This window comes from Pseudochryseolinea flava, assembly GCF_003286915.1.
GTDB classification, from domain to species: Bacteria; Bacteroidota; Bacteroidia; order Cytophagales; family Cyclobacteriaceae; genus Ohtaekwangia; species Ohtaekwangia flava.
Map to the genome: position 1 here is coordinate 191,402 of NZ_QMFY01000001.1, position 23,912 is coordinate 215,313.

At 43.5% G+C, this 23,912-nt stretch carries 23 protein-coding genes; 12 read left to right on the forward strand and 11 right to left on the reverse strand.

Going from position 1 to position 23,912, the window contains the following annotated elements:
• On the forward strand, positions 1–1,077 hold the full coding sequence (locus tag DQQ10_RS00880; protein ID WP_112744911.1) for a trypsin-like peptidase domain-containing protein: 1,077 nt from the start codon (positions 1–3) through the stop codon (positions 1,075–1,077).
• Positions 1,078–1,148: 71 nt separating this feature from the next.
• On the opposite strand, the gene DQQ10_RS00885 is transcribed toward DQQ10_RS00880, so the two are convergent.
• Positions 1,149–4,409, reverse strand: a complete 3,261-nt coding sequence (locus tag DQQ10_RS00885; protein ID WP_112744912.1) for a S41 family peptidase — start codon at positions 4,407–4,409, stop codon at positions 1,149–1,151.
• A gap of 111 nt (positions 4,410–4,520) precedes the next feature.
• Between DQQ10_RS00885 and DQQ10_RS00890 the strand changes: the two genes are divergently transcribed.
• From DQQ10_RS00890 to DQQ10_RS00910, 5 genes are all read left to right on the forward strand, one after another.
• Positions 4,521–4,895, forward strand: coding sequence for a co-chaperone GroES (locus DQQ10_RS00890; protein WP_112744913.1), 375 nt, complete (start codon positions 4,521–4,523; stop codon positions 4,893–4,895).
• 41 nt (positions 4,896–4,936) lie between these two features.
• On the forward strand, positions 4,937–5,140 hold the full coding sequence (locus DQQ10_RS00895; protein ID WP_112744914.1) for a hypothetical protein: 204 nt from the start codon (positions 4,937–4,939) through the stop codon (positions 5,138–5,140).
• 396 nt (positions 5,141–5,536) lie between these two features.
• Positions 5,537–6,688 carry a helix-turn-helix domain-containing protein gene (locus tag DQQ10_RS00900; RefSeq protein ID WP_112744915.1) on the forward strand — a complete coding sequence of 384 codons (1,152 nt, stop codon included), beginning with the start codon at positions 5,537–5,539 and terminating at the stop codon, positions 6,686–6,688.
• A gap of 89 nt (positions 6,689–6,777) precedes the next feature.
• Positions 6,778–7,614 (forward strand): hypothetical protein, encoded by an 837-nt coding sequence (locus tag DQQ10_RS00905; protein WP_112744916.1) that lies wholly within the window; start codon positions 6,778–6,780, stop codon positions 7,612–7,614.
• A gap of 4 nt (positions 7,615–7,618) precedes the next feature.
• Complete coding sequence (locus DQQ10_RS00910) at positions 7,619–8,662, forward strand: S41 family peptidase (protein WP_112744917.1); 1,044 nt, start codon at positions 7,619–7,621, stop codon at positions 8,660–8,662.
• A gap of 42 nt (positions 8,663–8,704) precedes the next feature.
• Here DQQ10_RS00910 and DQQ10_RS00915 read toward each other — a convergent pair whose 3' ends face one another.
• Positions 8,705–9,907 (reverse strand): acyltransferase family protein, encoded by a 1,203-nt coding sequence (locus DQQ10_RS00915; RefSeq protein WP_112744918.1) that lies wholly within the window; start codon positions 9,905–9,907, stop codon positions 8,705–8,707.
• Positions 9,908–10,100: 193 nt separating this feature from the next.
• Here DQQ10_RS00915 and DQQ10_RS00920 point away from each other — a divergent pair, with 193 nt between their 5' ends.
• Positions 10,101–11,552 carry an aminopeptidase P family protein gene (locus DQQ10_RS00920; RefSeq protein ID WP_112744919.1) on the forward strand — a complete coding sequence of 484 codons (1,452 nt, stop codon included), beginning with the start codon at positions 10,101–10,103 and terminating at the stop codon, positions 11,550–11,552.
• 83 nt (positions 11,553–11,635) lie between these two features.
• Here DQQ10_RS00920 and DQQ10_RS00925 read toward each other — a convergent pair whose 3' ends face one another.
• The 5 genes from DQQ10_RS00925 to pnuC all read right to left on the reverse strand — a co-directional run bounded on the left by DQQ10_RS00925 (position 11,636) and on the right by pnuC (position 14,620).
• On the reverse strand, positions 11,636–11,953 hold the full coding sequence (locus DQQ10_RS00925; protein ID WP_112744920.1) for a hypothetical protein: 318 nt from the start codon (positions 11,951–11,953) through the stop codon (positions 11,636–11,638).
• A 65-nt stretch (positions 11,954–12,018) separates the two neighbouring features.
• A complete protein-coding gene (locus DQQ10_RS00930; RefSeq protein WP_112744921.1) occupies positions 12,019–13,155 on the reverse strand; it encodes an AraC family transcriptional regulator in 1,137 nt (378 codons plus the stop codon).
• A 3-nt stretch (positions 13,156–13,158) separates the two neighbouring features.
• A complete protein-coding gene (locus DQQ10_RS00935) occupies positions 13,159–13,431 on the reverse strand; it encodes an acylphosphatase (RefSeq protein WP_112744922.1) in 273 nt (90 codons plus the stop codon).
• 2 nt (positions 13,432–13,433) lie between these two features.
• Positions 13,434–13,958: an AAA family ATPase gene (locus DQQ10_RS00940; protein ID WP_112744923.1), complete on the reverse strand. Its 525-nt coding sequence runs from the start codon at positions 13,956–13,958 to the stop codon at positions 13,434–13,436.
• Entirely contained in the window at positions 13,955–14,620 is a 666-nt protein-coding gene (gene pnuC / locus DQQ10_RS00945; RefSeq protein ID WP_221409649.1) for a nicotinamide riboside transporter PnuC, read from the reverse strand. The genes DQQ10_RS00940 and pnuC overlap by 4 nt, the downstream gene beginning before the upstream one ends.
• A 62-nt stretch (positions 14,621–14,682) precedes the next feature.
• On the opposite strand from pnuC, the gene DQQ10_RS00950 reads away from it, so the two are divergent.
• Positions 14,683–15,453, forward strand: a complete 771-nt coding sequence (locus tag DQQ10_RS00950; protein ID WP_112744924.1) for a hypothetical protein — start codon at positions 14,683–14,685, stop codon at positions 15,451–15,453.
• Here DQQ10_RS00950 and DQQ10_RS00955 read toward each other — a convergent pair.
• Both DQQ10_RS00955 and DQQ10_RS00960 read right to left on the reverse strand, forming a co-directional pair.
• The gene (locus DQQ10_RS00955) at positions 15,450–16,892 is read right to left on the reverse strand and encodes an aldehyde dehydrogenase (RefSeq protein ID WP_112744925.1); all 1,443 of its coding nucleotides are present in this window, start codon (positions 16,890–16,892) and stop codon (positions 15,450–15,452) included. The genes DQQ10_RS00950 and DQQ10_RS00955 overlap by 4 nt on opposite strands.
• Before the next feature lie 30 nt (positions 16,893–16,922).
• Positions 16,923–17,708: an SDR family oxidoreductase gene (locus tag DQQ10_RS00960; protein ID WP_112744926.1), complete on the reverse strand. Its 786-nt coding sequence runs from the start codon at positions 17,706–17,708 to the stop codon at positions 16,923–16,925.
• Between the two features lie 92 nt (positions 17,709–17,800).
• Between DQQ10_RS00960 and DQQ10_RS00965 the strand changes: the two genes are divergently transcribed.
• The 4 genes from DQQ10_RS00965 (at position 17,801) to DQQ10_RS00980 (ending at position 21,534) form a co-directional block, all read left to right on the forward strand.
• A complete protein-coding gene (locus DQQ10_RS00965; RefSeq protein WP_112744927.1) occupies positions 17,801–18,331 on the forward strand; it encodes a 3-hydroxyanthranilate 3,4-dioxygenase in 531 nt (176 codons plus the stop codon).
• A gap of 3 nt (positions 18,332–18,334) precedes the next feature.
• Positions 18,335–18,826 carry a methylated-DNA--[protein]-cysteine S-methyltransferase gene (locus DQQ10_RS00970; RefSeq protein ID WP_245970223.1) on the forward strand — a complete coding sequence of 164 codons (492 nt, stop codon included), beginning with the start codon at positions 18,335–18,337 and terminating at the stop codon, positions 18,824–18,826.
• Positions 18,826–20,094: a kynureninase gene (gene kynU / locus DQQ10_RS00975; RefSeq protein WP_112744928.1), complete on the forward strand. Its 1,269-nt coding sequence runs from the start codon at positions 18,826–18,828 to the stop codon at positions 20,092–20,094. Before DQQ10_RS00970 ends, kynU begins: the two co-directional genes overlap by 1 nt.
• A 105-nt stretch (positions 20,095–20,199) precedes the next feature.
• Positions 20,200–21,534: an FAD-dependent oxidoreductase gene (locus tag DQQ10_RS00980; protein WP_112744929.1), complete on the forward strand. Its 1,335-nt coding sequence runs from the start codon at positions 20,200–20,202 to the stop codon at positions 21,532–21,534.
• On the opposite strand, the gene DQQ10_RS00985 is transcribed toward DQQ10_RS00980, so the two are convergent.
• Both DQQ10_RS00985 and DQQ10_RS00990 read right to left on the reverse strand, forming a co-directional pair.
• Positions 21,482–22,960 (reverse strand): MltF family protein, encoded by a 1,479-nt coding sequence (locus DQQ10_RS00985; RefSeq protein ID WP_112744930.1) that lies wholly within the window; start codon positions 22,958–22,960, stop codon positions 21,482–21,484. The two genes, DQQ10_RS00980 and DQQ10_RS00985, sit on opposite strands and share 53 nt — an antisense overlap.
• 226 nt (positions 22,961–23,186) lie before the next feature.
• A complete protein-coding gene (locus DQQ10_RS00990; RefSeq protein WP_112744931.1) occupies positions 23,187–23,912 on the reverse strand; it encodes a DUF4397 domain-containing protein in 726 nt (241 codons plus the stop codon).

A 23,912-nucleotide genomic window follows, 5' to 3' on the forward strand; every position in this document is an offset into this window, starting at 1 on the left:
ATGACACATAATTTTGAACCTTTTGTTTTCAAGGTAATCACTGCGTCCGGTTCAGGATCGAGCTTTTACCTGCGCGATAAAAAGATATTTGTAACCAACTACCACGTTGTTGGACAGTTTAAGAATGTTTCTCTTCAAGATCCGACGGGATCACGTCACCTCGCGCAAGTGATCTTGGCTAACCCGTACGAGGACATTGCGTTCTTGAAAGTCGAGCAAGATTTTGAAGTACCGTCACTAAACCTGCAAATGAATCCGGTGGCGCGCGGTGAACAAGTTTACGTAGCAGGATTTCCATTTGGAATGCCCTTCACGGTTACTGAAGGTATTGTTTCTGCACCAAGTCAATTGATGAATGGAAAGAACTATGTGCAAACCGATGCTGCTGTAAATCCTGGCAACAGTGGTGGTCCTGTTTTCAATCAGCATGGCGACGTCATCGGTATCACGACATCGAAATTCACCAGTGCCGATAACATGGGTTTTGCTGTTCCAATTGCGTCACTCGTTGAAGAGTTCGATAGTCTGCCGCACCTCGTTAACAATACTTTTAATCTCGTATGTGAATCGTGCTCAGCATTGATTCAAGAGCGTTCTGCGTATTGTAACAATTGCGGACAAAACATCGACGAGAAATTATTCGATGAACCATCCTTGACCGATCTGGCGATCTTTTGTGAGCAAGCCCTTGTTGAACTCGGTGTGAATCCGGTGCTTGCACGCCAAGGTCATGAGTTCTGGGAGTTCTATCACGGTTCTTCGCTTGTGAGAATGTTCGTCTACAATCAAAGTTATTTGTATGTAACCTCTCCGATCAATCAATTGCCAATGCAAAATATGCAAGCCTTGTTAGAGGAGATCACTTCGAAAGACGTTGAGCCTTATAAGCTAGGTATCTGGGAGAAAGAAGTGTATGTCTCGTATCGTATTCACATCACAGACATCTATGGACCACGCCATAACGAAGTGAAACAGAATATTGCTGGTCTCTATCGTAAAGCGAATGAGCTAGACGATTATCTGGCAGAGAAATTCGGCTGTAAGTTCTCCGTTCATTCTTTGAAGAATAGACAATAAAAACAGACTTCCACAAAAAAAGAAAGCCTCCATACTACTGGAGGCTTTTTATTTATCGCGAATTATTTTGATCAACGTACTTCGTATGCTGGCGTTTTTGGTGCCGTGAATTTTTTCGTTTTCAACAAGCTTTCTATTTCAACAATTGCGCGTTCAAGTTGCGCATCTTTTCCTGAAGCTGCTTGTGTTAAATCTTCTGGTACGGAAATATCAGGATCGACACCATGACCTTCCTTGAACCATGTACCATCGAGGTTATACATTCTGAAAGTCGGAACGGTGATGCTGCCACCATCGATCAATTGAGGCACACCACTGATGCCGATCAAACCACCCCACGTGCGCGCGCCGATCAATGGCCCAAGTCCTGTTTTACGGAAGTAATCTGGGAAAGCATCACCCCCCGAGCCACTCCATCCGTTGATCAACATTACTTTCGGACCGAAATGTCCTGCTGGTGGCCACGGCCATGATTGCCCATCGCGCGTTGCCCAAAATACCAATGGCGGACGGTTCAACATTTCAATAAAGCGATCAGGAATTTGTCCACCACTATTAAAACGTTCATCCACGACAAGAGACTTTTTGTTTAGCTGCGCGTTTAACTGACGTATCAATTCATTCTGCCCATCAATACCCGTACTTCGCACGTACACATACCCCGCATTACCGTTGGTAGCAACCTCAACGCGTTTACGATTTTGTTCGATCCACTCGAGGTGACGCAGACGTGATTCATCTTTTAGTGTTTCAACCACCGCCGTTTTAGCGCCCACTAGCGATGCCGTTGTATTGTAAGTGATCTCAATTGTTTTTCCACTCAAACCCTGAAAGGCAGCGAACGGATCTGACGTTGTTGACAACTTGATTCCATTAATGGCTAGGATGTAGTTGCCTTCTTGAATATTGATACCTGGTGCATCAAGCGGAGACCTAACTTCTGCATCCCACGGGGCGCCACGAACGATCCGTTTCACTTTATAAAACTCACCATCAGTTTGCCAATCAATACCCAGATATCCGACAGCAACAGACTTAGCAGATTCTTCACTTCCACCACCCTTATAGGTATGTGATGCATTCAATTCACCAATCATTTCACCCAAGATAAAATTCACCTCTTCACGCGTCAGTGCGCCTTTCAACATGGCAAGGTATTGCGTCTTTATCTTGTTCCAGTCTACACCATGCATAGTCGCATCATAGAAGTAATCACGTTGTAGTCTCCACGCGTCTGTCAAGATTTGCGTCCATTCCTCTTGTGGATCGACCAACAACTGCATTTCATCTGTGCGAATCTTCTTTTCTGTTTTTTGATTTTCTTCAGGTTTGATCACAAACAAGCCGCCTTCTTTATCGATCAGAAGTTTGTTACCGTCGGCAGAGAGTTGGTAGCCATCAACGTTTTCCATGATCGTTTTCTCTTCACGCTTCTTAAGATCAAAATACTTCAAGAAACGTTTACGATCGCTTGCACCCGTGTTCGCGAAATGATGATAGATAATTTTACCTTTCACCGCCGTAACGTTTCCATAATTGCCTGGCGATGGTGGCAATACAACAAGTCGTGACTCAAGACCATCAATATCAATATCAACAGGCGACACTTTCTTTGCAGGCGCTGCCTCTGATTTATCGTCCTTTCCTTTCTTATCTTTTTCTTTCGAAGGTTCTTCGGTTTTCTCTTCCTTTTCATTCACCTCATCATTCTGCGCGAACAATGGCGATTGCGTAGTCTTCTTCAAAGCAATGGCAGCGAGCTTCGTTGAGTTTGTGTAGATAAAAGTATTATCAAAGTCGCTGTAAGAAGGTTCAAAGAAGTTGCTTGTGAGCAAGTAGAGATATTTTCCTTCTGGATCGAAGTACGGTTCGAAAGCATTATAGTATCCGCTTGTTACAGGGTACAGTTTTTTACTTTGGTAGTCATACAAAAATACACCTTGGTGGTAGTTGTCTACGTCGCGGTCGTACGTTAACCATCGGCTATCTGCGGACCAGCTTGCAGAAAATCCTTCCAAGCCACCATGCATCATGCGCAGTCCTTGATCCACTTCTGTTGTTTGATTTGTTGCAAGGTCAAAGATTTTAATTTTCATGGCCTTGTCTATAAAAGCAATCTTTTTGCTATCGGGTGACCAGAACAAATGGTACCTGAAACCGGGGCCGTAAGAAGTTAGTTTCTTTTCAACGGAAATATTTTTGGTTTCGCGAAGGGTGAGTTCATACTCACCACTTTTGTCGCTCCAGTAAGCGATGTGTTTTCCATCGGGCGAGTATGATGGATAGCGTTCAAATGCACCCGACGATTGCGTGATGTTTTTAACAAAGCCATTTTCCGTAGGGAGTGTAAAAATTTCGCCATGCGCCTCGGCAAGTACACGATTTGCATCGCCGGCAATACCAACGTGAACGGGGGTACCAGCGGAAACCACCGATGGCTTCAAGCGCATACCATCTGTGACCACATCCACTTTTACTTCTTGGTATTTCGCATCTGCGATATTGTACAGGTATAGTTTTCCTCCGGCTTCGAATACAATTTCTCCTTGTCCAAGTGAAGGATAGTGTACGTCTACGTCAGCAAACTGCGTGATTTGTTTAAATGATTTATTGGTAGTACTGTATTCCCAAAGATTCATTCGCTTTTCGTTGCCGCGATCGGACAAAAAGAAAATACTCGTCCCTGACCACATCGGAAGTTCATCTGCCGTATTGCTGTTAAGGGAAATGTTTTCCGACGCATAGGTTTCCAAATTGAACGTATGAATTGCGGCGTTCCACCCACCGCGATAGCGCTTCCAGTTTCTAAATACTTGGGATCGGAACGTTAGCGCGATTTGTTTTCCATCGGGCGAGAAAGACGCAAATTCACCATAGGGAAGCGGAAGTTTTTCCGGTAGGCCACCCGTTGCTTTTGCTTTAAAAAATTGATTAAATCGTTCGCGGCCGCTTTCACGTGGGGACGCAAAGAGGATGTTTTTTCCATCAGGATACCAGTCAATCACGCGATCAGATTGTCCATGATAGGTTACGCGGGTAGGCACACCACCAAGCATCGGCATGGTGTAGACGTCATCATTGCCATCGTAATTGCCGGTGAAGGCAATCGATTTTCCATCAGGAGAAAATTTTGGAAATGATTCTATACCCGCAGGTGAACTCAAGCGATAGGCAAGTCCTCCACTTTTTTGAACGATCCAAAGGTCGTTTCCATAAGTAAATACGATATGCGTCTGCGAGACATCCGGGTACCGAAATAATCCGGCATGGATCTGCGCATTGGCCGCATGAAATCCAAAACACAATAACCCAATTAATAAGAGTCGATTCATAGCAAGCTAATTTTAGGGTGGGAAAGTAAAAGATACGATCTCGACAAAAGTATGTTTCATTGAAAAACTTTTTATGCGACATTTGCCTTTCTCTATATAAATGGTGAAAGAATGAAAATTACTGCCGATAATAAATTGAAAAAGTTGATTGTTGTGGGTGACAGGGTGTTGATCAAACCCACTCAGCAGAGCGAAAAAACCGCGAGTGGCCTCTATCTACCACCTGGGGTTCAAGAGAAAGAAAAGATTCAAAGCGGATATGTGATTAAAGTCGGCCCCGGATATCCACTACCGCTACCGGCGGATGAAGATGATGTTTGGAAAGGTAAAGAAGAGCAGGTGAAGTATCTTCCTTTACAATCGCAAGAAGGCGACCTCGCGATATTCCTACAAAAAGGCGCGATCGAAGTAATTTATGAAAACGAAAAGTATTTCATCGTTCCACAAGCGTCGATCTTGATGTTAGAACGTGAGGAGGATTTGTAATTGGCATTTTAATTTTACAGACACAAAAATTATCGGTGACTATGGCAGGGCTATCACTAGATGTACTACGGGCAGGCAAGAAATATCGCTTGATCAACTTCGGCGAGCGACATGATTTTGAAATTGAAAACGTGCTTGCCGATGGCGATTTCGAAGTGAAAGACCTTGATACGCTTGAACGTTATAATCTTAAAGAGTTGATCAGCTACGGCAAAGGCAACGACTTTTTGCTTGAAGAGCTATAATTGTAGGCCATCGCTTTCGCATTACTAATCTCCGGAGAAAGGTTTTTCATCTCGGCCCAAAAGCCGGATCGCACTTTACTCTTATCAACGCTTTGAATCTTCTAAATGAATTGATCTGATTTGTTCATGCATCGTACGCTGGTTACTTTTCTTTTTTGCCTCCCAAATAGAAAAGTAACAAAAGAAAAAGGGGAAACTTATCCCGATAGCTATCGGGAGCTGCCCATCACACATGCAGCCCCCCGCGTTTAAGTTGGGCCACCGCGCACACGCTTATCAAAATGAGTTTTTCGAGACGCCCTCTTTTTTAAGAACTTCACAAAAGATCGATTGGAGATTTGAAGCGCGCATTATTTTCAATACGAAAAATTCCCCGGACACCAGTACATTCGCCCCGTGAACATACTCTACACAGCCGCCACCCTACAAGGTATTATTCTCGCTGTCCTGCTTGCACGGACAAAAGTCAATCAGCCTGCAAACAAGGTGCTTGCCGTTTTATTAATCCTGCTATCATTTCATTTGGTGCTGGTTGGCAATGATAACCGCTCTTTCTTTATGTCATATCCACATCTCAGTCGTGTATCGTGGATAATTGGTTCGCTATATTGGCCCTTGATATTCTTATTTGTCCAAAGTGTAACCGAGAATGGCGAACGACGCAACCGTTACGACACATTGTGGTTTTTCATCCCGTTTGTTGTCTTGCTTATTTTGATGCTACCGTACTATATGTTACCTGCTTCAGAAAAGCGTAGTCTGCTGAATGACTTCAACAAGGCATCGGAAGCGGACTTTGGCCTCATCAATCAGATTGTGTCGCTCCTTCATCTTTTTTTTCAGACGTTTAATTTGATCTACTATTTAAGGCTTGAAAAGAAATGGCGCAATGAATATTCTGCCGTAGAATCTATCCGCATCGGTTGGCTAAAACAATTTCTCATGTTGACGTTAATCGCGACAATCTTAGCGGTGATGTCATTCTTTTTCCGAACGTGGAATATTCCCGTTTTTTCAAATCTTTATTCTTACCACTTCATCGGCATCGTCGCGATCTTCTACTGGATGTCGTACAAAGCGCTTAGCCATCCCGTTATTTTCGGATTAAGTCATGTTCCGAGCGTTTCCCCGGAACCCGTCACCATTACAGTTCAGGCACAGGAGAAGTATGCTAAATCTGGTGTTGATGAGCATCGCTTGCAAGAAATTTTTGATGCCGTTCAGACCGTTTTACGCGACGAGAAAATTTATACGAAGAAAGATTTGACCTTGAGCGAACTGGCGGACAAGATCGGCATACAACGTCATCAAGTCTCGCAAGCCATCAATGCAATTTACGACGGCAATTTCTTTGACCTGATTAACGCTTATCGTGTTGACGAATTTAAGCGTCTAGCGTCCGATCCTTCGAAAAAACATCTCACGCTATTGGGGATTTCGCAAGAATCTGGATTCAATTCGAAGGCTTCTTTTTATGCGATCTTCAAAAAGAAGACAGGGCTTACCCCTTCAGAATACATCGAAATGCAGTCTAATGAAGCAAAATAGTCCAAACGGATAGGATTGGACTCCTTTGCAATGCGGGCGGAGCAACTTTTCAGAGTGCGCGCGTTCATTAGCGCAAACAAATTTTTGACATGTTGAAATTCAAGATCACACTACTTCTGCTTTGCCTCTTTTGGAAGGTATCAGCACAAGAAACCGCCCCACCGTGGATGCCGATGCAAAACTGTATCGGGTTGGCTATTGGACTCGGCACGGTAAGCTGGCTCGACAAAAACAGCTCGCCCATCGATTACACCAGTAAACCCAAGCACGTGCGGCTTTTCTATAACCTCGAGGTGAAATCCATGTTGTTCACTGTCGACTTCGATATTAAGCTGGGTGGCATGCGCGCTAAACACCTCGCACAAAGAATGGTCTATTTCCAAGAAGAAAACTACAAAGGCAAAAAAGAGGACAAAAAATTTCCGGTTGGAGCATCCTTTCTTGCTGGGAAACTTTCTTTTGGTGCTTACTACAAAATGAAACAATCAGCTTCAGCTGAATTCAGGGTGGCCCCCGGCATTAAACTCTCAAATGAAATGTTCTATCCGCAAGGATGGGTATCGTCGGGATTGTTCAATGCGATCAGTTTCAGCCCTGCAGCGAATGTTCAGCATCGGATCGATGCAGAACATGATGTGACAGCAACTGTTAGCCTTCCCGTTGCGACTTACCTTGCAAGGTTAGCCTATCACAATACCGTATCGGCACCGAACAAGAGTCTCATCGAAGGCTTTATAAGAAACTCGGCGTGGGCAGGGCTCGGAAGGTTCTTCTCCCCTGCTGCGGAGTTGCAATATCACTATCAATTTCACAATCACATTGGAACCAGTTTAACATACGGATTCAATTATTATCTTATTGAGCAATCTCAACCGATGCGCGCTACAAGTCACACATTCCTTGCTGGTATTCACAATCAATTCTAAAAGTATGAACGCAATCAAAATATATTTTAAACGCACTACGATCATATTGATCTGTTGCACTGTGCTGATGGCAGCGCATCCGCCAAAACCGACACCAACAGAGAACTTCGAATATTTTTGGAAAACGTTCGATACACACTACGGACTTTTCGGTGTGAAGCACGTGAATTGGGTTGATGTATACAACCAGTTCAAGCCGCGTGTTCACGATAGCATGACCGACGAAGCATTGTACGCTTTACTTTCAGAGATGATCACACTACTAAATGATAATCATTTAAATCTTTATCCGACCAATGGAGATCTGCCTGCTTTTCCTGGCGGTATTCTCCGATACGTAAACGGTAAACTCACTATCTTAAAAGCGCAGGAAGATTACGATCTAGACGTTGTTAAAAAATATCTTACGAACTATCACGAGGCCACTGGAAGCGTACGTTACGGGATTCTGCCTGACAACATTGGCTACATCACCATAACATCGCATGGAGATTCGCGAAAAGACATTCAACAATCGATGACGACGATATTGGGAGCGCTGAAGGATACGCGAGGCATGATCATTGACGTTCGCGGTGACTATGGCGGGCACGACGCAATCGCCCAACTTATCGCAGGGTATTTTACGGCGGAAGAAAAGTTGTACATGATTACAAAGAAGAAAAATGGCCCGGCACATGATGACTTCACACGGCCGGAGCATTGGACAATTGCTCCTAAAACAAAAACACCGTATCTAAAACCGACCATCGTACTCACGTCGCGTTTCACCCAAAGCGCTGGAGAAACATTTACACTTGCTTTGCGTGAGCTATCGCATGTAAAGATCATGGGCGATACAACGGCAGGATCATTCTCTGATAATCCAACCACAGAGATGCCCAACGGTTGGATGTTCACCGTGTCTATTGGTGATTACCGCGATGCGCGTGGCAAAAGTTTTGAAGGCATAGGTATTGCGCCCGACGAATTCATTCGAACAACCAAAGAAGATTTACTGCAAGGAAAAGATGTGGCGCTAGAGGCAGCGCTCAAGAAATTTCAGTAGTGAAAAAGCGATGCGTTGTTAGTTTAACGCATCGCTATTACATTATTCCGCTGTTGCTACGGCACTCGCTGTTTGCGTTACCTCAACGGCTTTGCGATTTGGTTTCAGTCCAAAGAATAGTCTCATGATCGCGAAGGGTCTTATGCATGTCACATAAAACATAATGCAACTTATGCCAGCTAAGAGACTTATCGTCCAGAACTTCGCCGTTATACTCCAACTCCATTGACATACATAATATCCGATGGCGATGATTGCTGTTTGATGCAAAATATAAAAAGGGTAAACACCTTCATTGGCTCGCGACAACCAAGGATGCGGTCGATTGAGATAGCGTTGACCAAATGCAACGATTGTAACTACCCAAAACCAGCTACCGATGTTAGCGGATACATGGAAGACTACCTCGATCGTTTCCGGCTTCCAGGGCAACGTAATCGTCTTATAGAAATTAAAGAACATGAGATAGAAAGGGATCAGTACAATTACACTCGCGACCAAAAGGAACTTTCTATTTTTTTCAATGGAGCACCACAAGTTTTGATTTGAATAGAAGATCATTCCGAAGATGAAAAATGAGAGGTAGTAAACAAAGTAGGCCCAATCGTTAACCAACGCATGCGTTTCTTCTGGAAAGAATGGTCGCAGAAGTACTTGAGACATCACGATGATCGCGGCAGGTATGAGCAACATTCCCGCGGGACTTCCCATCGTTTTCCAAAGTTTATCACGAAATGACTGTGACCGAGGAGATCTTAAATAGGAAAGCAACGGGAGTGCGATCAATGAATAAATCAACAAGTAAAGTATAAACCACAGGTGGTGCCAACTGAAGCTCCCGCCTTGAGGGTAAGGTTTGAATTCGAAAACAGTTTTATAGAAGTCGCCATAGTTTTGGAAGCGGCTGATGAATTCAAAGTAGATCTGTGGCGGTACGACGACGAAGATTCCAAAAACGAGTGGGATAAAGAGTCGTCGAAAACGTTCCCCTGCAAATTGCGCCACTGTTCTTTTGCCGAGCGCCATATAGGTGCCTGCTCCCGAAATGAACAATAGTAGTTGCATACGCCATGCATGTGACCAAGCCATCCAGTAGCCGAAAGTGCTGCTGGTTTCGGCATTCTTAATATGAAAGTCCCATTTGTTGAAGATCATTCCTGTATGGAAAAAAAGGACGATGGCAATGGCGATTAGTCGGAGCCAATCCAAGTCGTACCGGCGTTCGGAAGCGTTGGTGATGTGCATATTTTTTTCTTCCAAAAGACGCGCGGGAAAGAGCCTCGCAACGACTTTTCTTATAATGTGGACGTACGATCTTATAAAAAAGCACGTCTATGGCAGCAAAAATGCCATTCACCAATTTAAAACTGCCGGAAATAAAGTCGGGAGGATGACGCACGGAAAAAAATTGCGACTTTAGGGCATAACTCATTAAACAATGAAACGACTTCTAACCCTACTCCTGACGGCCATTATCTCGGTAACGTACGCACAGGTTGCTGAAAAACCACAAGATTTTCTTACCAAGGAATTTCATAAAGATCGCCGGGCAAAGCTTCGTGAGAAACTACCTGCAAATTCGGTGGCGGTATTTTTTGCAAATGCTGTTCGCAATCGGTCGAATGACGTAGATTATGTCTACCATCAAGATCCTGATTTCTATTATTTCACTGGTTACAAAGAACCGAATGCCGTGTTGTTGATCTTCAAAGACAACCAAACTGCCGCTAACGGTAGTACTTACAACGATATCATTTTCGTACAGCCACGTGATATGCAGCGCGAGATGTGGAACGGAAAACGTCTTGGCACCAACGGCGTGAAGGATGAGCTCGGACTCACCAATGCGTTCAACAACGATGAGTTCAAAAAATACAATGTAGATTTTTCGAAATTCGATCAGATACTCTTCACCGATTTCCAAAACGATGTTCGTGATGAGCCATACGATTCAGCAGACCTTTATGATCTCATCGTTCAATTCAAAGGTAAGACAGGTTATCCATCGAAAGATAAGACGACATTGAACCTTGAGCCAAAAAAATCTAATCTCAACACGAACGACCTTGAAGGTATCATGAATGCTCTTCGTGGTATCAAAACAAAAGAAGAACTCGATCTTCTTCGCAAGGCTGTGAGCATTAGCTGTATTGGTCAACGCGAAGTAATGAAAGCGATCAAACCTGGTATGTCGGAGCGCGAGATTCAGGGTATTCATGAATTCGTATTTAAAAAGTATCAAGCGGAAGATCTTGGCTACCCTTCAATTGTCGGTGCCGGCAACCACGGTTGTATCCTGCACTACATCGACAACTATACACCGATGGTTTCGCCAAAAGATTTGATCTTGATGGATCTCGGTGCTGAATATCGTGGCTATACTGCAGACATCACGAGAACTATTCCGATCTCAGGCAAATTCACAAAAGAACAAAAAGCGATCTATGATCTCGTGTACAAGGCACAAGAAGAAGCAATGAAAGTTTGTAAGGCTGGTGGTAGCTTCAAAGATCTTAATGTTGCTACACGCGTAACGATCAACAAAGGACTGAAAGAGCTTGGCATCATCAAAACTGAAGATGAAAAGAATCAATATTACCCACATGGTTGCTGCCATCACATCGGTTTGGATGTACACGACAGAGGTGCTTATAAATTACTAGAAGAGAACATGGTGATTACGATCGAACCTGGTATCTACATTCCCGAGAATTCACCATGTGATCCAAAGTGGTGGGGTATCGCTGTTCGTATCGAAGATGATTATTTGATCACGAAGACTGGTTACGAGCATCTTTCATCAGGCGCTCCCCGTAAGTCGGAAGAAATTGAAGCGCTTATGAAGCAATCAAGTGCACTGGATGATTTTAATCTTCCTGCATTGAAATAGTCGAAAGATAAAATGACAGTAAAAAAGCGGGCTAGGTCCCGCTTTTTTTTATGCACGGTGTTCGCGCGTTATCGCGATAATATTTAGGCAAGTAGAAGGATCAGCAGGATAATCAGCAGCAATGCACCAACGCTGATGTAAACGCCACCGCTTATTTGCGCCATTTCTTTTTTAATTGCGCGGACCTCTTTTCGAAGGGCTCTCTTTTCGGCAGCAGAAAGACTTTTGTGATCCATTGATTTAATCTCTTCCAAGCGATGCTCAAGGCGTGCAACTTGTTCGGCTGGTGTCTCTGTCGGCGTGGCAGGAACCACGGGCTTCGTATCGACTGCAAATGAAGGATTGAAAGTAGTCAAGAGGATGGCCACGATCATGAATTTTACAATGTTGTGCGTTTTCATATAGAAATTTCTTTGCACACCATGACTAAAAAATTGGTGCCTTCGATCGTCTCGACGACTGCTCTCTACTTGCTACGAAATTCCGACGGTGTGAGCCCTGTGATTTTCTTGAAAGCCGTGTTGAAAGAAGATTTCGACATGTAGCCTACTTGCTCCGCGATCTCCTCAACTTTGATATTGGGTTGTTCTTTTAATAATCGTTGCGCTTCTTGCACACGGTACTCAGCCGCCATCTCGAAAAAACTCTTCCCTAAACTTTCATTGATTACTTGTGAAAGAACATGAACCGATACACCTAATCGTTGCGCAAGATCTGGCAGCGAAAATGAAGGCTCCTTATATGGTTTATCATTCTCCATTAGCCGTTTCAGACGCTCTAATGTCGTGTCATTGATCTCGGGTTGGAGTACCGTTTTATATTTCTTTGTGGGTTCAGTAAGGGTTGGCTGCGTAAAGAAACCAGAATGTTTCATCACGTCGAAACTAGTAATATAAACCATAATCGACGAGTAGGCAGCAAAAAGATGATCACCGGTGTCGTGTGACTTAATGAGTTTCACAATCAACACGAGTACAGACACACTGATACATTCAAACACACCCAATCGAAGGGCTCTCAGTACAGGATGCTTTGGTCGAAGCCACGATTCTCTTCTCGCACGGAATGCTTTGATCACGGCAATCAATCCGAGTATCGCATATACCGCTAAGCTGATCAAGATTACTGTCGTCGCATGATTCGTCACGCCATATCGGCCGTCCGTAATAAACACTTCTCTATACGGAAGTTCCGGATGATATGAGTAGATCCATGCATTGTATTTGGTATCTTCTCCGCGAAGCAGAAATTGAAGTTGCAGTATCAAATAAATGATAGGAACAATAAAATGCAACCATTGTCGACGATCCACCTTTCCATGGATTAAACTCATGGCCATGAGATAGAATGCTGGACCGATAATCAACGCAACAGATTCGGAGAAGTCTACCAGGTAAAAACAATGGACGATGTAGCCAGTATACATCAAAAATATTTCGAGCATGCACGCCGCCATCGACAGCAACATGATGCCATGAAAAACATTTGCTTGATTTTTTCTATTGGATGGAGAAAAGAAGAAAATAGATAAGAACACAGCCTGAACAATGCCAAGAAAAATAAAGACTGCAAACAAGTCTATTCGATAAGATTGTTCAATCATACGTTATCTTCTCACTTCGAAATTTTTAAATCCAGTTAGTGAAGCTTCGATTATATCGACAGCATTGACGTTGGCCATACGTGGACCTTGTTTACACCACGAAACAAACTGCTGCAATACGGCATCGTCACCCTCGACTTCGATATACACGCTGCCGTCATCTTCGTTTCTCACGAATCCTGTAAGCGCAAGTTGATCTGCAATTTCCTTGGTCGAAGCGCGGTAGAACACGCCTTGCACTTTTCCTGAGACTTTGATAATAAGATGTTTCTGCATGGCTACCGTTTCGGATGGATGTTCAGATTTCGTTTGATCCAGTTTACGATTACGTCTTCACGTTCGCGAAAGTCACCCTGCAACAAGGTGTAAGCAATGTTTCGTTTTTCCAACGCCGATTTAAAGATAGCAAACATCTCCTCACGTTTATGCCCTAAGTCGCGCAGACCATCGGCTACCCATGGAACATCGATGTCCATTAGAAAATAATGATCATACGACATTTCCGCTTCCAACTTGTAAAGGATTTCAGGAACGACCTGAAGATAATATTGCGCGTAAATTTGTGTGGTGATCACATCTGTATCACAAAACAGTATTTCATTCGCTGAAGAAAGTTTATCATTGATTCTCTCCGCGTGCGCTACGCCGATGTTGATAATATCTTGCTCAGAAAAATCGTTCGTGATCAGCATTTCTCTGGCTACTTCAGGAACGAAAGTGGTTTCAAAACGATGCGCAAGATTAATTGCAAGTGTGGATTTACCTGTGCTCTCCGGGCCGTACAAACAGATTTTTTTTATCATGCTCGCACTTTTTTATAGTCGTTGTGTTCTCGAATCCAATTGAGCAGTCCATACGATGCGAGGAAACAGAACACGAGGTATTCGAGCCCAAGGAATTTGACATCTTTAGAAAAGTATAATACCGTCGCAACAATATCAACGGCGATCCACATGATCCACGATTCAATTTTCTTTTGAATCATGAGAAAGGTGGCAAAAATACTCACGACCATCACGAAGGAGTCGGCGTATGGGAACGCGGTAGGTTCTTTGAAGATTTCAGGAAATAATCGATTGAGATTTTCGGCAAACATTCCGAGTACTACCGTGCCGATAGCCGATCCAATGGCGATCAACAATAGATCGCGTTTATTCATGTAGCTTATTTTCAGTTCGTGTTTTTGATCTTCTTCCTCCGGTGCAGGATGTGCCCATCGCCACCATCCGATCACGTTGGTAATCAGGAAAAACACCTGAAGAAACATATCCGGATACAATTGTATTTGATAGAACAGGAAGAAAAGCAGAACGACATTAATGACACCGATAGCCCAATTCCAGATGTTCGCGCGCGCCGACAACCATACGGCTACTGCTCCGGCGATGGTTCCAAAGAATTCGAGGTAGCTCATGGGATACCCCCAAACAGTAAAAAAGATGTGATCGATGTCGAAGAAGCTCATAAAAACAGGTTATCAAAGATGAGCAAAATTTGTATTTTTGAGGTCCCCATTTGACGACTTCTATGAAATATCTCCTTGCAGCACTCCTGCTGACCAATTCGTTACTGCAAATAACCGTCACAATCTCGGTCGCGCAAAAGAACGAGCCTCTAGTACATATGGGCCTCAACGCTCCATGGCAAAAAGGTAAAATCACATTACTAAACGGCGATATTCTTTTGGGGAAGATCCGTTACAACGATAATCAGCAAATTGTTTCTTTCCGATCCATCGTTGATGGTGAAGAAATAATGCACTCTTTCCGGACCAAAGATGTGATCTCTATGGTTCTTCTGGACAGTGTAACGAAAGAGAACAGACATTTTTTATGCCTTCAATTTAATCCTCGTGATAAAGAGGAGTTCAATGGAAATTTTGACGCCAAAGTACTCGTATCGTTTTTTGAAGTTCATTATGAAGGAAAAAAATTCGCAGTAGTGTCTCACATCAACGCTATAGAAGCTCAGCAACGTTACAACACTACCTCTTACGGTCCTGGTACGGCGCCGACAATAACTAACTCCTACATGCTAATAGAACAGCAAGAGTACATTTTCTTCGTCGATGAAGATGGCATCTTCGATCGCTATGTATCGATTAAAAAGCGTTCGATTGATGACAGAAAAGCAAAAACGAAAAGCTATGCACGCGAATTTAATATACTCGAAAAATATCTCGGAAACGATTGGCCGGTACTGAAAGAAATGGCCAAACAAAATGACCAAAATTTAAAAACATTGGAAAGTCTGAAGTGGCTCCTAGCGGAATACGATAAGATCTTACAAAGTCGCTAAAGCTTAATACAAACGTTCTTCGTGTCTGTAAAAAATTTCAGAGCGTCCCATCCACCTTCCCTTCCAACACCCGATTGTTTCATACCACCGAAAGGCGTACGCAGGTCACGGAAGAGCCAACAATTTACCCAGATGATTCCACTCTTCACCTTTGAAGAGATTCGGTGCGCGCGTTTTAAATTCTCTGTCCAAATTGTTGCCGATAGCCCATACGTTGTACTGTTTGCATACTGTAACACTTCATCTTCTGTGTCAAATGGCATAATGGTAACCACAGGACCGAAAATCTCTTCCTGATTTGTTCGGCAGTCATGTTTCAACCCAACGATTACAGTGGGCTCTACAAAAAATCCATCCGCACATCGCCCTCCAACGTGAACTTGGTTTCCGCCCGTCAAAATTTTTCCACCTTCTGTTGTCGCAAGATTTACATACGAGAGAACTTTCTTCATGTGTACTTCTGAAACAAGTGCACCAAGCTTTGTCATTTCATCCAACGGATCGCCAACCGTGAGCATTTTTGTTCGTTTCACAAATTCATCAACAAACTTTTCGTATAACGGCCGCTCCACAAAAATGCGCGAGCCACACAAACAAATTTCGCCCTGATTAGAAAAAGATGATTGCAACGAAACCGCAATGGCGTTTTCAAAGTCACAATCCGCGAAGATGATATTCGGATTCTTCCCGCCGAGTTCTAATGAAAGCTTCTTGAACATCGGCGCAGCGGTCGCGGCAATTTTCTTTCCTGTAACCGTTCCCCCTGTAAATGATATTGCATTCACGTCGGGATGCTCAACAATAGCTTGCCCGGCTTTTGCACCTAGACCATGAATTATATTCAGCACGCCTGCAGGCAACCCTGCTTCCATGCACAACGAAGAAAACAAAAACGCTGTCATGGGCGTGAGCTCAGAAGGTTTCGCTACAACGGTACATCCAGACGCCAATGCTGGCGCAATTTTCCACGTAAACAAATACAGTGGAAGATTCCACGGTGAAATGCAACCTGCAACACCCACCGGTGTGCGCGTTGTATAGTTGATAGCATCTTCATCGGTAATGTGCGCTTCGCTTGCAAAATGAATAGATGCTGTGGCGAAGAATCGCATGTTTGCAGAGGCGCGTGGAATATCAACAACCTTCGCCAGCTTCACGGGCTTACCGTTGTCAATACTTTCCGCAAGTGCGAGCTTTTGATGATCGCGATCGATGAGGTCTGCAATTTTGTTCAGGATTAAACTTCGTTTTTCCACGGGCATAGTAGACCACGACACGAACGCCTTCTTTGCAGCAGTAACAGCACGATCTACATCTTGCGCCTCCGAATCTGGAATCTGAGCATACACTTCTCCGGTAGCGGGATTAATGTTATCAAAATACTTTTCCGATACAGGGGGATGAAGAGCGCCCGCGATATAGTTTTGAATTTTAATCAAAGGAATTGTTTTTACATTTTGACTAGCACGCTACAAAGTTCCGGTTCTTCCGCCATCGACAGGAACATTTATGCCGTTGATATATCCCGCTGCCGGCGTCGCAAGAAATGCTACCGCTGCAGCAACTTCATAGGCATCCGAAATTCTCCCCGCAGGTATTTCACGAACCATTTCTTCCTTCACTTCATCGTATGACTTTCCTGATTGCTCAGCTTTGTTTCTGATAATGGCTTCTAAGCGCGATGTCATCGTAGCTCCAGGCAATACATTATTTACGGTAATGCCATAGGGCGCGAGTTCTACCGACAGCGTCTTCGACCAATTTGCAACCGCGCCGCGTATTGTGTTCGAAACGCCGAGGCCGCGAATAGGAATTTTCACTGAAGTAGAAATAATATTAATGATCCGCCCGTAGCGTTCGTTCTTCATTCCAGGTGTAAAGGTTTGCGCTAAAATTTGATTGCATAATAAATGACTCGCAAACGCTTTGATAAAATCCTCAGGATGTGCATCGATGGCTAAGCCGCCAGGAGGACCTCCGGTATTATTCACCAAAATATTCACTGGCCATTTCGCCGCATAAGCAGCCGACACCTTCTTAAGTTGTTCGGGCTCGCTAAAGTCAGCCACGAAATAATCATGCTTTTGTCCTGAATATACTTGCAGCTCTTTTACGGCAGCTTTCAATTTTTCTTCATTACGCGCAACGAGCGTAACGTGCGCACCGAGCAGCGCCAATTCTATTGCGGAAGCTTTTCCAATACCTTGTGTGCTTCCACAAACGACGGCGCGCTTACCATTCAAATCAAGATTCATATTCCGATCCAATAAATTCTTTAGTAATTTTAATGAATTATTGGATCAATCAATAGCGTGATGGTACGCTGTTCACTTAACAAATTAAAGCCATGCCTGTAAGAAGACCTTTCAATCTTAAGCAGTGGATCCAGGATAATCGCGATCTGCTGAAACCTCCCGTTGGCAATAAGAATCTCTATGCCGATGCTGGAGATTATATTGTCATGATCGTTGGCGGGCCAAATGCGCGAAAGGATTTTCACTTCAATGAGACAGAAGAACTGTTCTTCCAGCTAGAAGGTGACATCAATGTAAGGATACAAGAAGACGGCAAACCTGTTGATATTCCGATTCGCGAAGGTGAAATGTTCTTACTCCCGGCGCGCGTGCCTCATCGTCCAGAGCGACCAGCAAACACGGTTGGTTTGGTGATTGAAACAAAACGCCCAGAACAAGATGTTGAAGATGGATTAATTTGGTATTGTGAAAACTGTAATCACAAACTTCATGAATACCGGTTCCACCTTGATAATATTGAAAAAGACTTCTTGCCAAGGTTCCGCGAATTTTATGGCTCCAAGGAATTTCGGACCTGCAAGCAGTGCGGCACGGTGATGGAAGCTGACCCTCGCTTCATTTAGATTATGAGCATGCATCACCAAGGCATTGGTTATTATGAATCGCCGGTTGGAACGTTGCTGATCGAATCGCAAGACGACGCCATTACCACCGTTAACTTTTTAAAAGATATTCGACGACAACCGATTGTAACACCCGTTATAACACAGTGTATTGAAGAGCTCGATGAATACTTTTATAAAGGGAGAAAATTCTTTACGGTGGAGATCCAACTTAACGGCACCGATTTTCAGAAACGTGTATGGAATGAACTAACGACAATACCATTTGGTACGACAACTTCCTATGAGGATATCGCGCTTCGCATTGGCGATATTAAATCTATTCGTGCGGTAGGGGTAGCGAATGGTCAAAATCCTATTGCAATAATTGTTCCCTGCCATCGCGTGATTGGAAAAAATGGCGATCTTGTTGGCTACGGCGGTGGGATGGATAACAAAGAATGGTTGCTTCACCACGAAGGCTCACTGCTTAAACAACTTAGCCTATTTGATTGATGAAATTTGAGAACGCACTACGTTTTGCAAAGTCCTTAGATCAACAAGATCCACTTCAAAAATTCCGTTCACAATTTTTACTACCAAAAGTAAACGGTAAGACTGCAATCTATATGATCGGCAATTCATTGGGATTGCAACCGAAAGGAACGAAAAGATTCATAACAGAGGAGCTTGAAGACTGGAAGAATCTTGGCGGCGAAGGTCATCTACATGCACGAAGACCCTGGCTCTACTACCATAAATTTTCGAAGAAGGTCTTGGCTAAACTCGTGGGTGCGAAACCGACTGAAGTCGTCGCGATGAATCAGCTGACAGTTAACCTGCATTTAATGATGGTTTCGTTTTACAGACCAATTGCGTCACGGTACAAAATCATTTCTGAAGCTGGGGCTTTTTCTTCAGACCAATATGCATTCGAAACACAGATACGTTTTCATGGATTCCATCCTGATGATGCGCTTATTGAATTGCATCCGCGCGAGCATGAGGTCACACTTCGCACAGAAGACATCCTCGCTACCATATGTGAGCACGGTGATAGTGTCGCACTTGTTATACTCGGTGGTGTGCAATATTATACAGGCCAATTCTTCGATCTGAAAACCATCACGAAAGCAGCGCATGATGTTGGTGCAATCGCCGGATTTGATCTCGCTCATGCCATTGGAAATGTGCCTTTATCACTTCATCAAGATGATGTCGACTTTGCTGTTTGGTGTAGCTACAAATATCTTAATGCTGGTCCAGGCGCGATTGCGGGTGCATTTGTCCACGAGCGCCACGCAAAAAGCAACCGTCAACGTTTTGCCGGATGGTGGGGACACAACGAAAACGAACGTTTTCAAATGCAGAAAGGATTTCACCCGATAGAAGGCGTGGATGGATGGCAAGTATCGAATGTTCCTATTTTACAAAGTGCAGCACTACTTGCCTCGCTGGATGTTTTTCAACAAACCAATATGACAGCACTCCGAAAGAAAAGCGTTCTACTAACGTCGTATTTGGAATTTCTTCTGCACGACATTGATCCTGATCATAAACAGTTTCACATTCTCACGCCAGCTGACCATAAAGCTCGAGGATGCCAACTGTCAATTTTCATGAAACAAAATGGGAAGAAAGTTTTTAATGCATTAACAAAAGCAGGCATCATTGTCGATTGGCGAGAGCCCAACGTAATACGCGTGGCGCCTGTGCCGCTTTATAATACGTTTGTTGAAGTTTACGCATTTGCAGAAACATTGAGGAAAAGCTTGAAAGCTTAAAGCAGAAAGCTTAAAGCTTAAAGTTGAAAGTTGAAAGTTGATGGGCGGAAAGTATAAACAATAAAAATCACATTTAACCACCTCATTCATTAACCCGTTCACATTATGAAGAAACGAATCGCTATTGTTGGGGGAGGTCTTGTGGGTTCGTTGTTGGCCATCTATCTCGTGAAGCGTGGCTATGTGGTAAATGTATTCGAGCGCCGTCATGATCCTCGTAAAACTGATCTCTATGCAGGGAGATCAATTAATCTTGCGCTCAGTACACGTGGATTGAAGTCACTCGAAGAAGTGGGACTCGCTGCGAAAATTCGGCAAGAAGCGATTCCGATGCACGGGCGGATGATGCACAATATAAAAGGTGAACTGAGCTTTCTTCCATACGGGAAAGAAGGTCAATTTATCAATTCAATTTCTCGTGCCAGCTTGAACGTGATGCTGATTAATGAAGCTGAAAATCTCGGCGCCCAATATACATTCAACCATCGCTGCACACATGTCGATCTCGATAAGACTACGCTAACATTTCAAGACGAAGATCACCACATCACGCAGAAGCAGTTTCATCAAATTGTCGGTGCCGATGGTGCCTTCTCAGCAGTAAGGGGTGCAATGCAATTCACCGATCGTTTTGATTTTAGTCAAGACTACATCGATCATGGATACAAAGAGTTAACAATACCGGCTGGTCATTACGGAAGTTTTCAGCTCGAAAAAAATGCGCTCCATATATGGCCTCGCGAAAGCTTTATGATGATCGCATTGCCTAACCCGGATGGTAGTTTTACGTGCACACTCTTCTTTCCGTTTGAAGGAAAAAAATCTTTTGACGCACTGAAAGACTTATCCAACGTAGAAAAATTCTTTCAAGATCAATTCCCCGATGCTGTCAAGCTGATGCCCGATCTGTTGAAAGATTTCCAAGAGAACCCGACATCCTCGCTCGTAACCATGCAATGTTATCCGTGGTGCAAAAACAATACGTTGCTCATTGGCGATGCTGCACATGCGATCGTACCATTCTATGGTCAAGGTATGAATGCTGGCTTTGAAGATTGCCGCATTCTCAATAAACTGTTAAATGAAACGCACGATGATTGGTCCGCCGCTGCTGCAAAATTTCAAACACAGCGCAAACCAAACGCCGATGCAATCGCCAAGCTGGCGTTGGATAATTTCGTCGAGATGCGTGATCTGGTTGGAGATCCTGAATTTCTACTACGAAAAAAGATAGAATCACATCTGCACACCTTGTTCCCGACACAATGGATTCCGTTGTATTCCATGGTGACTTTTAATGAAAATATTGCCTACGCAGATGCATACGCGATTGGTCAGAAGCAAAAGAAAATCATGGATGAAGTAATGCGTGATCCGAACATTACCACTACCTGGCAGTCACTACCGTTTCAACAGATAGTTGATCAACTGAATCTCTGATGTGAACTTTGTACTCATCGTACCGGCTCAACACATGACGCACATAATTCACAGGTTCCTCACATTTGCAATAACCTGTCTTCGCCAGAGGATCACGGTAGTATTGTGGATCGGATTTCTTCAATAAGTAGTACTCTACATTACCATTCCAACGCGTCGAATCCTTTCCATACTTCGCGGCGAGCTTCTTTGCGTCGATAATATGTGACAAGCCAACGTTGTACGAAGCAAGAATAAACTTCAAGCGCTCATTGGGATCAGCAACAGATTTCGACCAGAATTTATCCAAATACTTAAGATACTTTACACCGGCTTTAATATTTTGAACAGGATCGTGAATATCCTTCACGCCATACTGACGCGCTGTTTCGGGCATCAACTGCATCAATCCTTTTGCACCTGCCCATGATTCATCGTCGGGAACAAATTTAGATTCTTGATACACCACCGATGCAAGTAATCGCCAATCCCAATTGAGCTGTGCCGCGCCGTCACGAATGAGATCATCATAAGGAGAAAGTTTATTTCCACCCAATGAAGAGTAATCACTATTCATGCGCATCACCGATGTGCGGGGGCTTTTAAAGTAGCGATTATAAATTACCATGAACGTTGGCTGCTTCTTCACTCTTGTTAACCACGTGTTGGTTGCCTTTAGTAACAGCGGCGAATTTTTGCGTACTGCCCATGCTATTTGTTGTGCAACACTGAGCACTGTACTCACATCAATGTTCGGATAGTATGAAGCATTTACACGCGCGATGGTATGATCAGAAACCGTGTACTCAATATCACCCATGGCCACACGACGAATAAGCGACTCACTCTCTGCGTTAAGAGTATCGAGCTCAATGTCGATGTCACCACCAATTTCCTCAGAAAGATTTCGAAGACGTTGTTCGTAGCTCGTTCCAGTAATCACACTCACTTTTTTTCCAACCAAGTCGACAGGGTTTCGAATCAAGCCTTCATTGATTTGATCTTCATTCATTTTTCGCCAGCCATCAGGTTTGCGTTGTACAAGAACTTGAAATGAGTTGTAGTGTGGCTTCGTGAAAGAGACAAAGTCTGTTCTATTTTTTGTTACTGTTAAAGGGAAAGCGAGTAAGTCGCCCTCACCACGATTAAGTTGATCGATCGCGTGCTCTACACCTGAAGTAACCTTTATGCGAAGTTCAACGTCGAGCTCATCAGCAAGCAAAGTGAGTAATTCGTACTCATAGCCCATCGGTTGTCCTTTGTAGATGAAATAACTAATAGAATTATTATCAACAAGCACATTGATGAAGCCGCGTTTCTGAATTGCATCAAGGTCCAATTCTACTCGTGGATTGGAGACGAAGGTTTTATTCTGCGAGGGATTGCAAGAAAAACCAAACAGTAGCAAGACAGCGACTAGAGATAAATTGCGCGATAAAGCAACCATAGCAACCCCAAAATTATTTATTTCTATGTTGAAACAAAAAGATGCCAAGGGCACACGGCATCGCAAATCGCTTACTACAATTTGTTAGGGGCGATTAAACGCCGTCTGCTAAGATTTCGAGACGTTGCGGTGGAAAAAATATTCTCAAAAAAAATTTCATGCCAGGGCTAAAAATAAAAAAAGAGGCTTCGGAAGGGAAGCCTCTTTTTATCAACCAAAATTATTATTAGTGTTTGAACACGCCATACGAAACAGCGAGATCAACAGTTCCATCAATAATTCCTTTCGCATAAAGCGTATAGATGCCTTTTGAATCAAGTTTCAAATTGTTGACAACAAAGATCACCTCATCATTTGCGTTTCGTGCTTCGAAATTATATGTGCCAGCGGGTATTGTGGTAAACCTTGCAAAGTCTGCTTTTGCATCATTAAATTTTCGTATTGAAAATGTAGTCGTTCCATCAGCTGTATTAACGATTTTCAAATCTGCAACACCATTCGCAAAATGGAAAAATCTCAATTTCGCCATACCAGGATCAGGCAATACTAAATCGTCAGCAACGCGTGTGACTACAGTTTTGTCACCATTAAGAACAATGAATGATGTGTTATTCGTTGCTGCTGTAGCGGCATAACGATCTGTCACGATATATGCATCGCCCGTATATTCAGTAACGGCAATATTTCTGTTTGGACCTGCTGGCACTGCGAGCGTAATTGTATTGTACAACTTACCATCAGGAGCTTTCACAAAACGGACCGTATCTTTTGCAGTAAAACGATTATCAACTCTGATTTTAAATCGTTTGTCCGTTGGATGCACATCGATGATCGTGAGCTTCGATGACAGCGTTGTTACTGACGGTGTTGGCTCTGGATAATCTGGTTCGCCGCAGCCTACCATTACGAACGCAAGCGAAAAAATTGAAATAATGTATATGAAATTTTTCAT

Bases quoted from the DNA above. Each gene is read 5' to 3' on its own strand.
- DQQ10_RS00880 (WP_112744911.1), top strand. From the start codon at position 1: ATGACACATAATTTTGAACCTTTTGTTTTCAAGGTAATCACTGCGTCC.
- DQQ10_RS00885 (WP_112744912.1), bottom strand. From the start codon at position 4,409: ATGAATCGACTCTTATTAATTGGGTTATTGTGTTTTGGATTTCATGCG.
- DQQ10_RS00890 (WP_112744913.1), top strand. From the start codon at position 4,521: ATGAAAATTACTGCCGATAATAAATTGAAAAAGTTGATTGTTGTGGGT.
- DQQ10_RS00895 (WP_112744914.1), top strand. From the start codon at position 4,937: ATGGCAGGGCTATCACTAGATGTACTACGGGCAGGCAAGAAATATCGC.
- DQQ10_RS00905 (WP_112744916.1), top strand. From the start codon at position 6,778: ATGTTGAAATTCAAGATCACACTACTTCTGCTTTGCCTCTTTTGGAAG.
- DQQ10_RS00910 (WP_112744917.1), top strand. From the start codon at position 7,619: ATGAACGCAATCAAAATATATTTTAAACGCACTACGATCATATTGATC.
- DQQ10_RS00915 (WP_112744918.1), bottom strand. From the start codon at position 9,907: ATGCACATCACCAACGCTTCCGAACGCCGGTACGACTTGGATTGGCTC.
- DQQ10_RS00920 (WP_112744919.1), top strand. From the start codon at position 10,101: ATGAAACGACTTCTAACCCTACTCCTGACGGCCATTATCTCGGTAACG.
- DQQ10_RS00925 (WP_112744920.1), bottom strand. From the start codon at position 11,953: ATGAAAACGCACAACATTGTAAAATTCATGATCGTGGCCATCCTCTTG.
- DQQ10_RS00930 (WP_112744921.1), bottom strand. From the start codon at position 13,155: ATGATTGAACAATCTTATCGAATAGACTTGTTTGCAGTCTTTATTTTT.
- DQQ10_RS00935 (WP_112744922.1), bottom strand. From the start codon at position 13,431: ATGCAGAAACATCTTATTATCAAAGTCTCAGGAAAAGTGCAAGGCGTG.
- DQQ10_RS00940 (WP_112744923.1), bottom strand. From the start codon at position 13,958: ATGATAAAAAAAATCTGTTTGTACGGCCCGGAGAGCACAGGTAAATCC.
- pnuC (WP_221409649.1), bottom strand. From the start codon at position 14,620: ATGAGCTTCTTCGACATCGATCACATCTTTTTTACTGTTTGGGGGTAT.
- DQQ10_RS00950 (WP_112744924.1), top strand. From the start codon at position 14,683: ATGAAATATCTCCTTGCAGCACTCCTGCTGACCAATTCGTTACTGCAA.
- DQQ10_RS00960 (WP_112744926.1), bottom strand. From the start codon at position 17,708: ATGAATCTTGATTTGAATGGTAAGCGCGCCGTCGTTTGTGGAAGCACA.
- DQQ10_RS00965 (WP_112744927.1), top strand. From the start codon at position 17,801: ATGCCTGTAAGAAGACCTTTCAATCTTAAGCAGTGGATCCAGGATAAT.
- DQQ10_RS00970 (WP_245970223.1), top strand. From the start codon at position 18,335: ATGAGCATGCATCACCAAGGCATTGGTTATTATGAATCGCCGGTTGGA.
- kynU (WP_112744928.1), top strand. From the start codon at position 18,826: ATGAAATTTGAGAACGCACTACGTTTTGCAAAGTCCTTAGATCAACAA.
- DQQ10_RS00980 (WP_112744929.1), top strand. From the start codon at position 20,200: ATGAAGAAACGAATCGCTATTGTTGGGGGAGGTCTTGTGGGTTCGTTG.
- DQQ10_RS00985 (WP_112744930.1), bottom strand. From the start codon at position 22,960: ATGGTTGCTTTATCGCGCAATTTATCTCTAGTCGCTGTCTTGCTACTG.
- DQQ10_RS00990 (WP_112744931.1), bottom strand. From the start codon at position 23,912: ATGAAAAATTTCATATACATTATTTCAATTTTTTCGCTTGCGTTCGTA.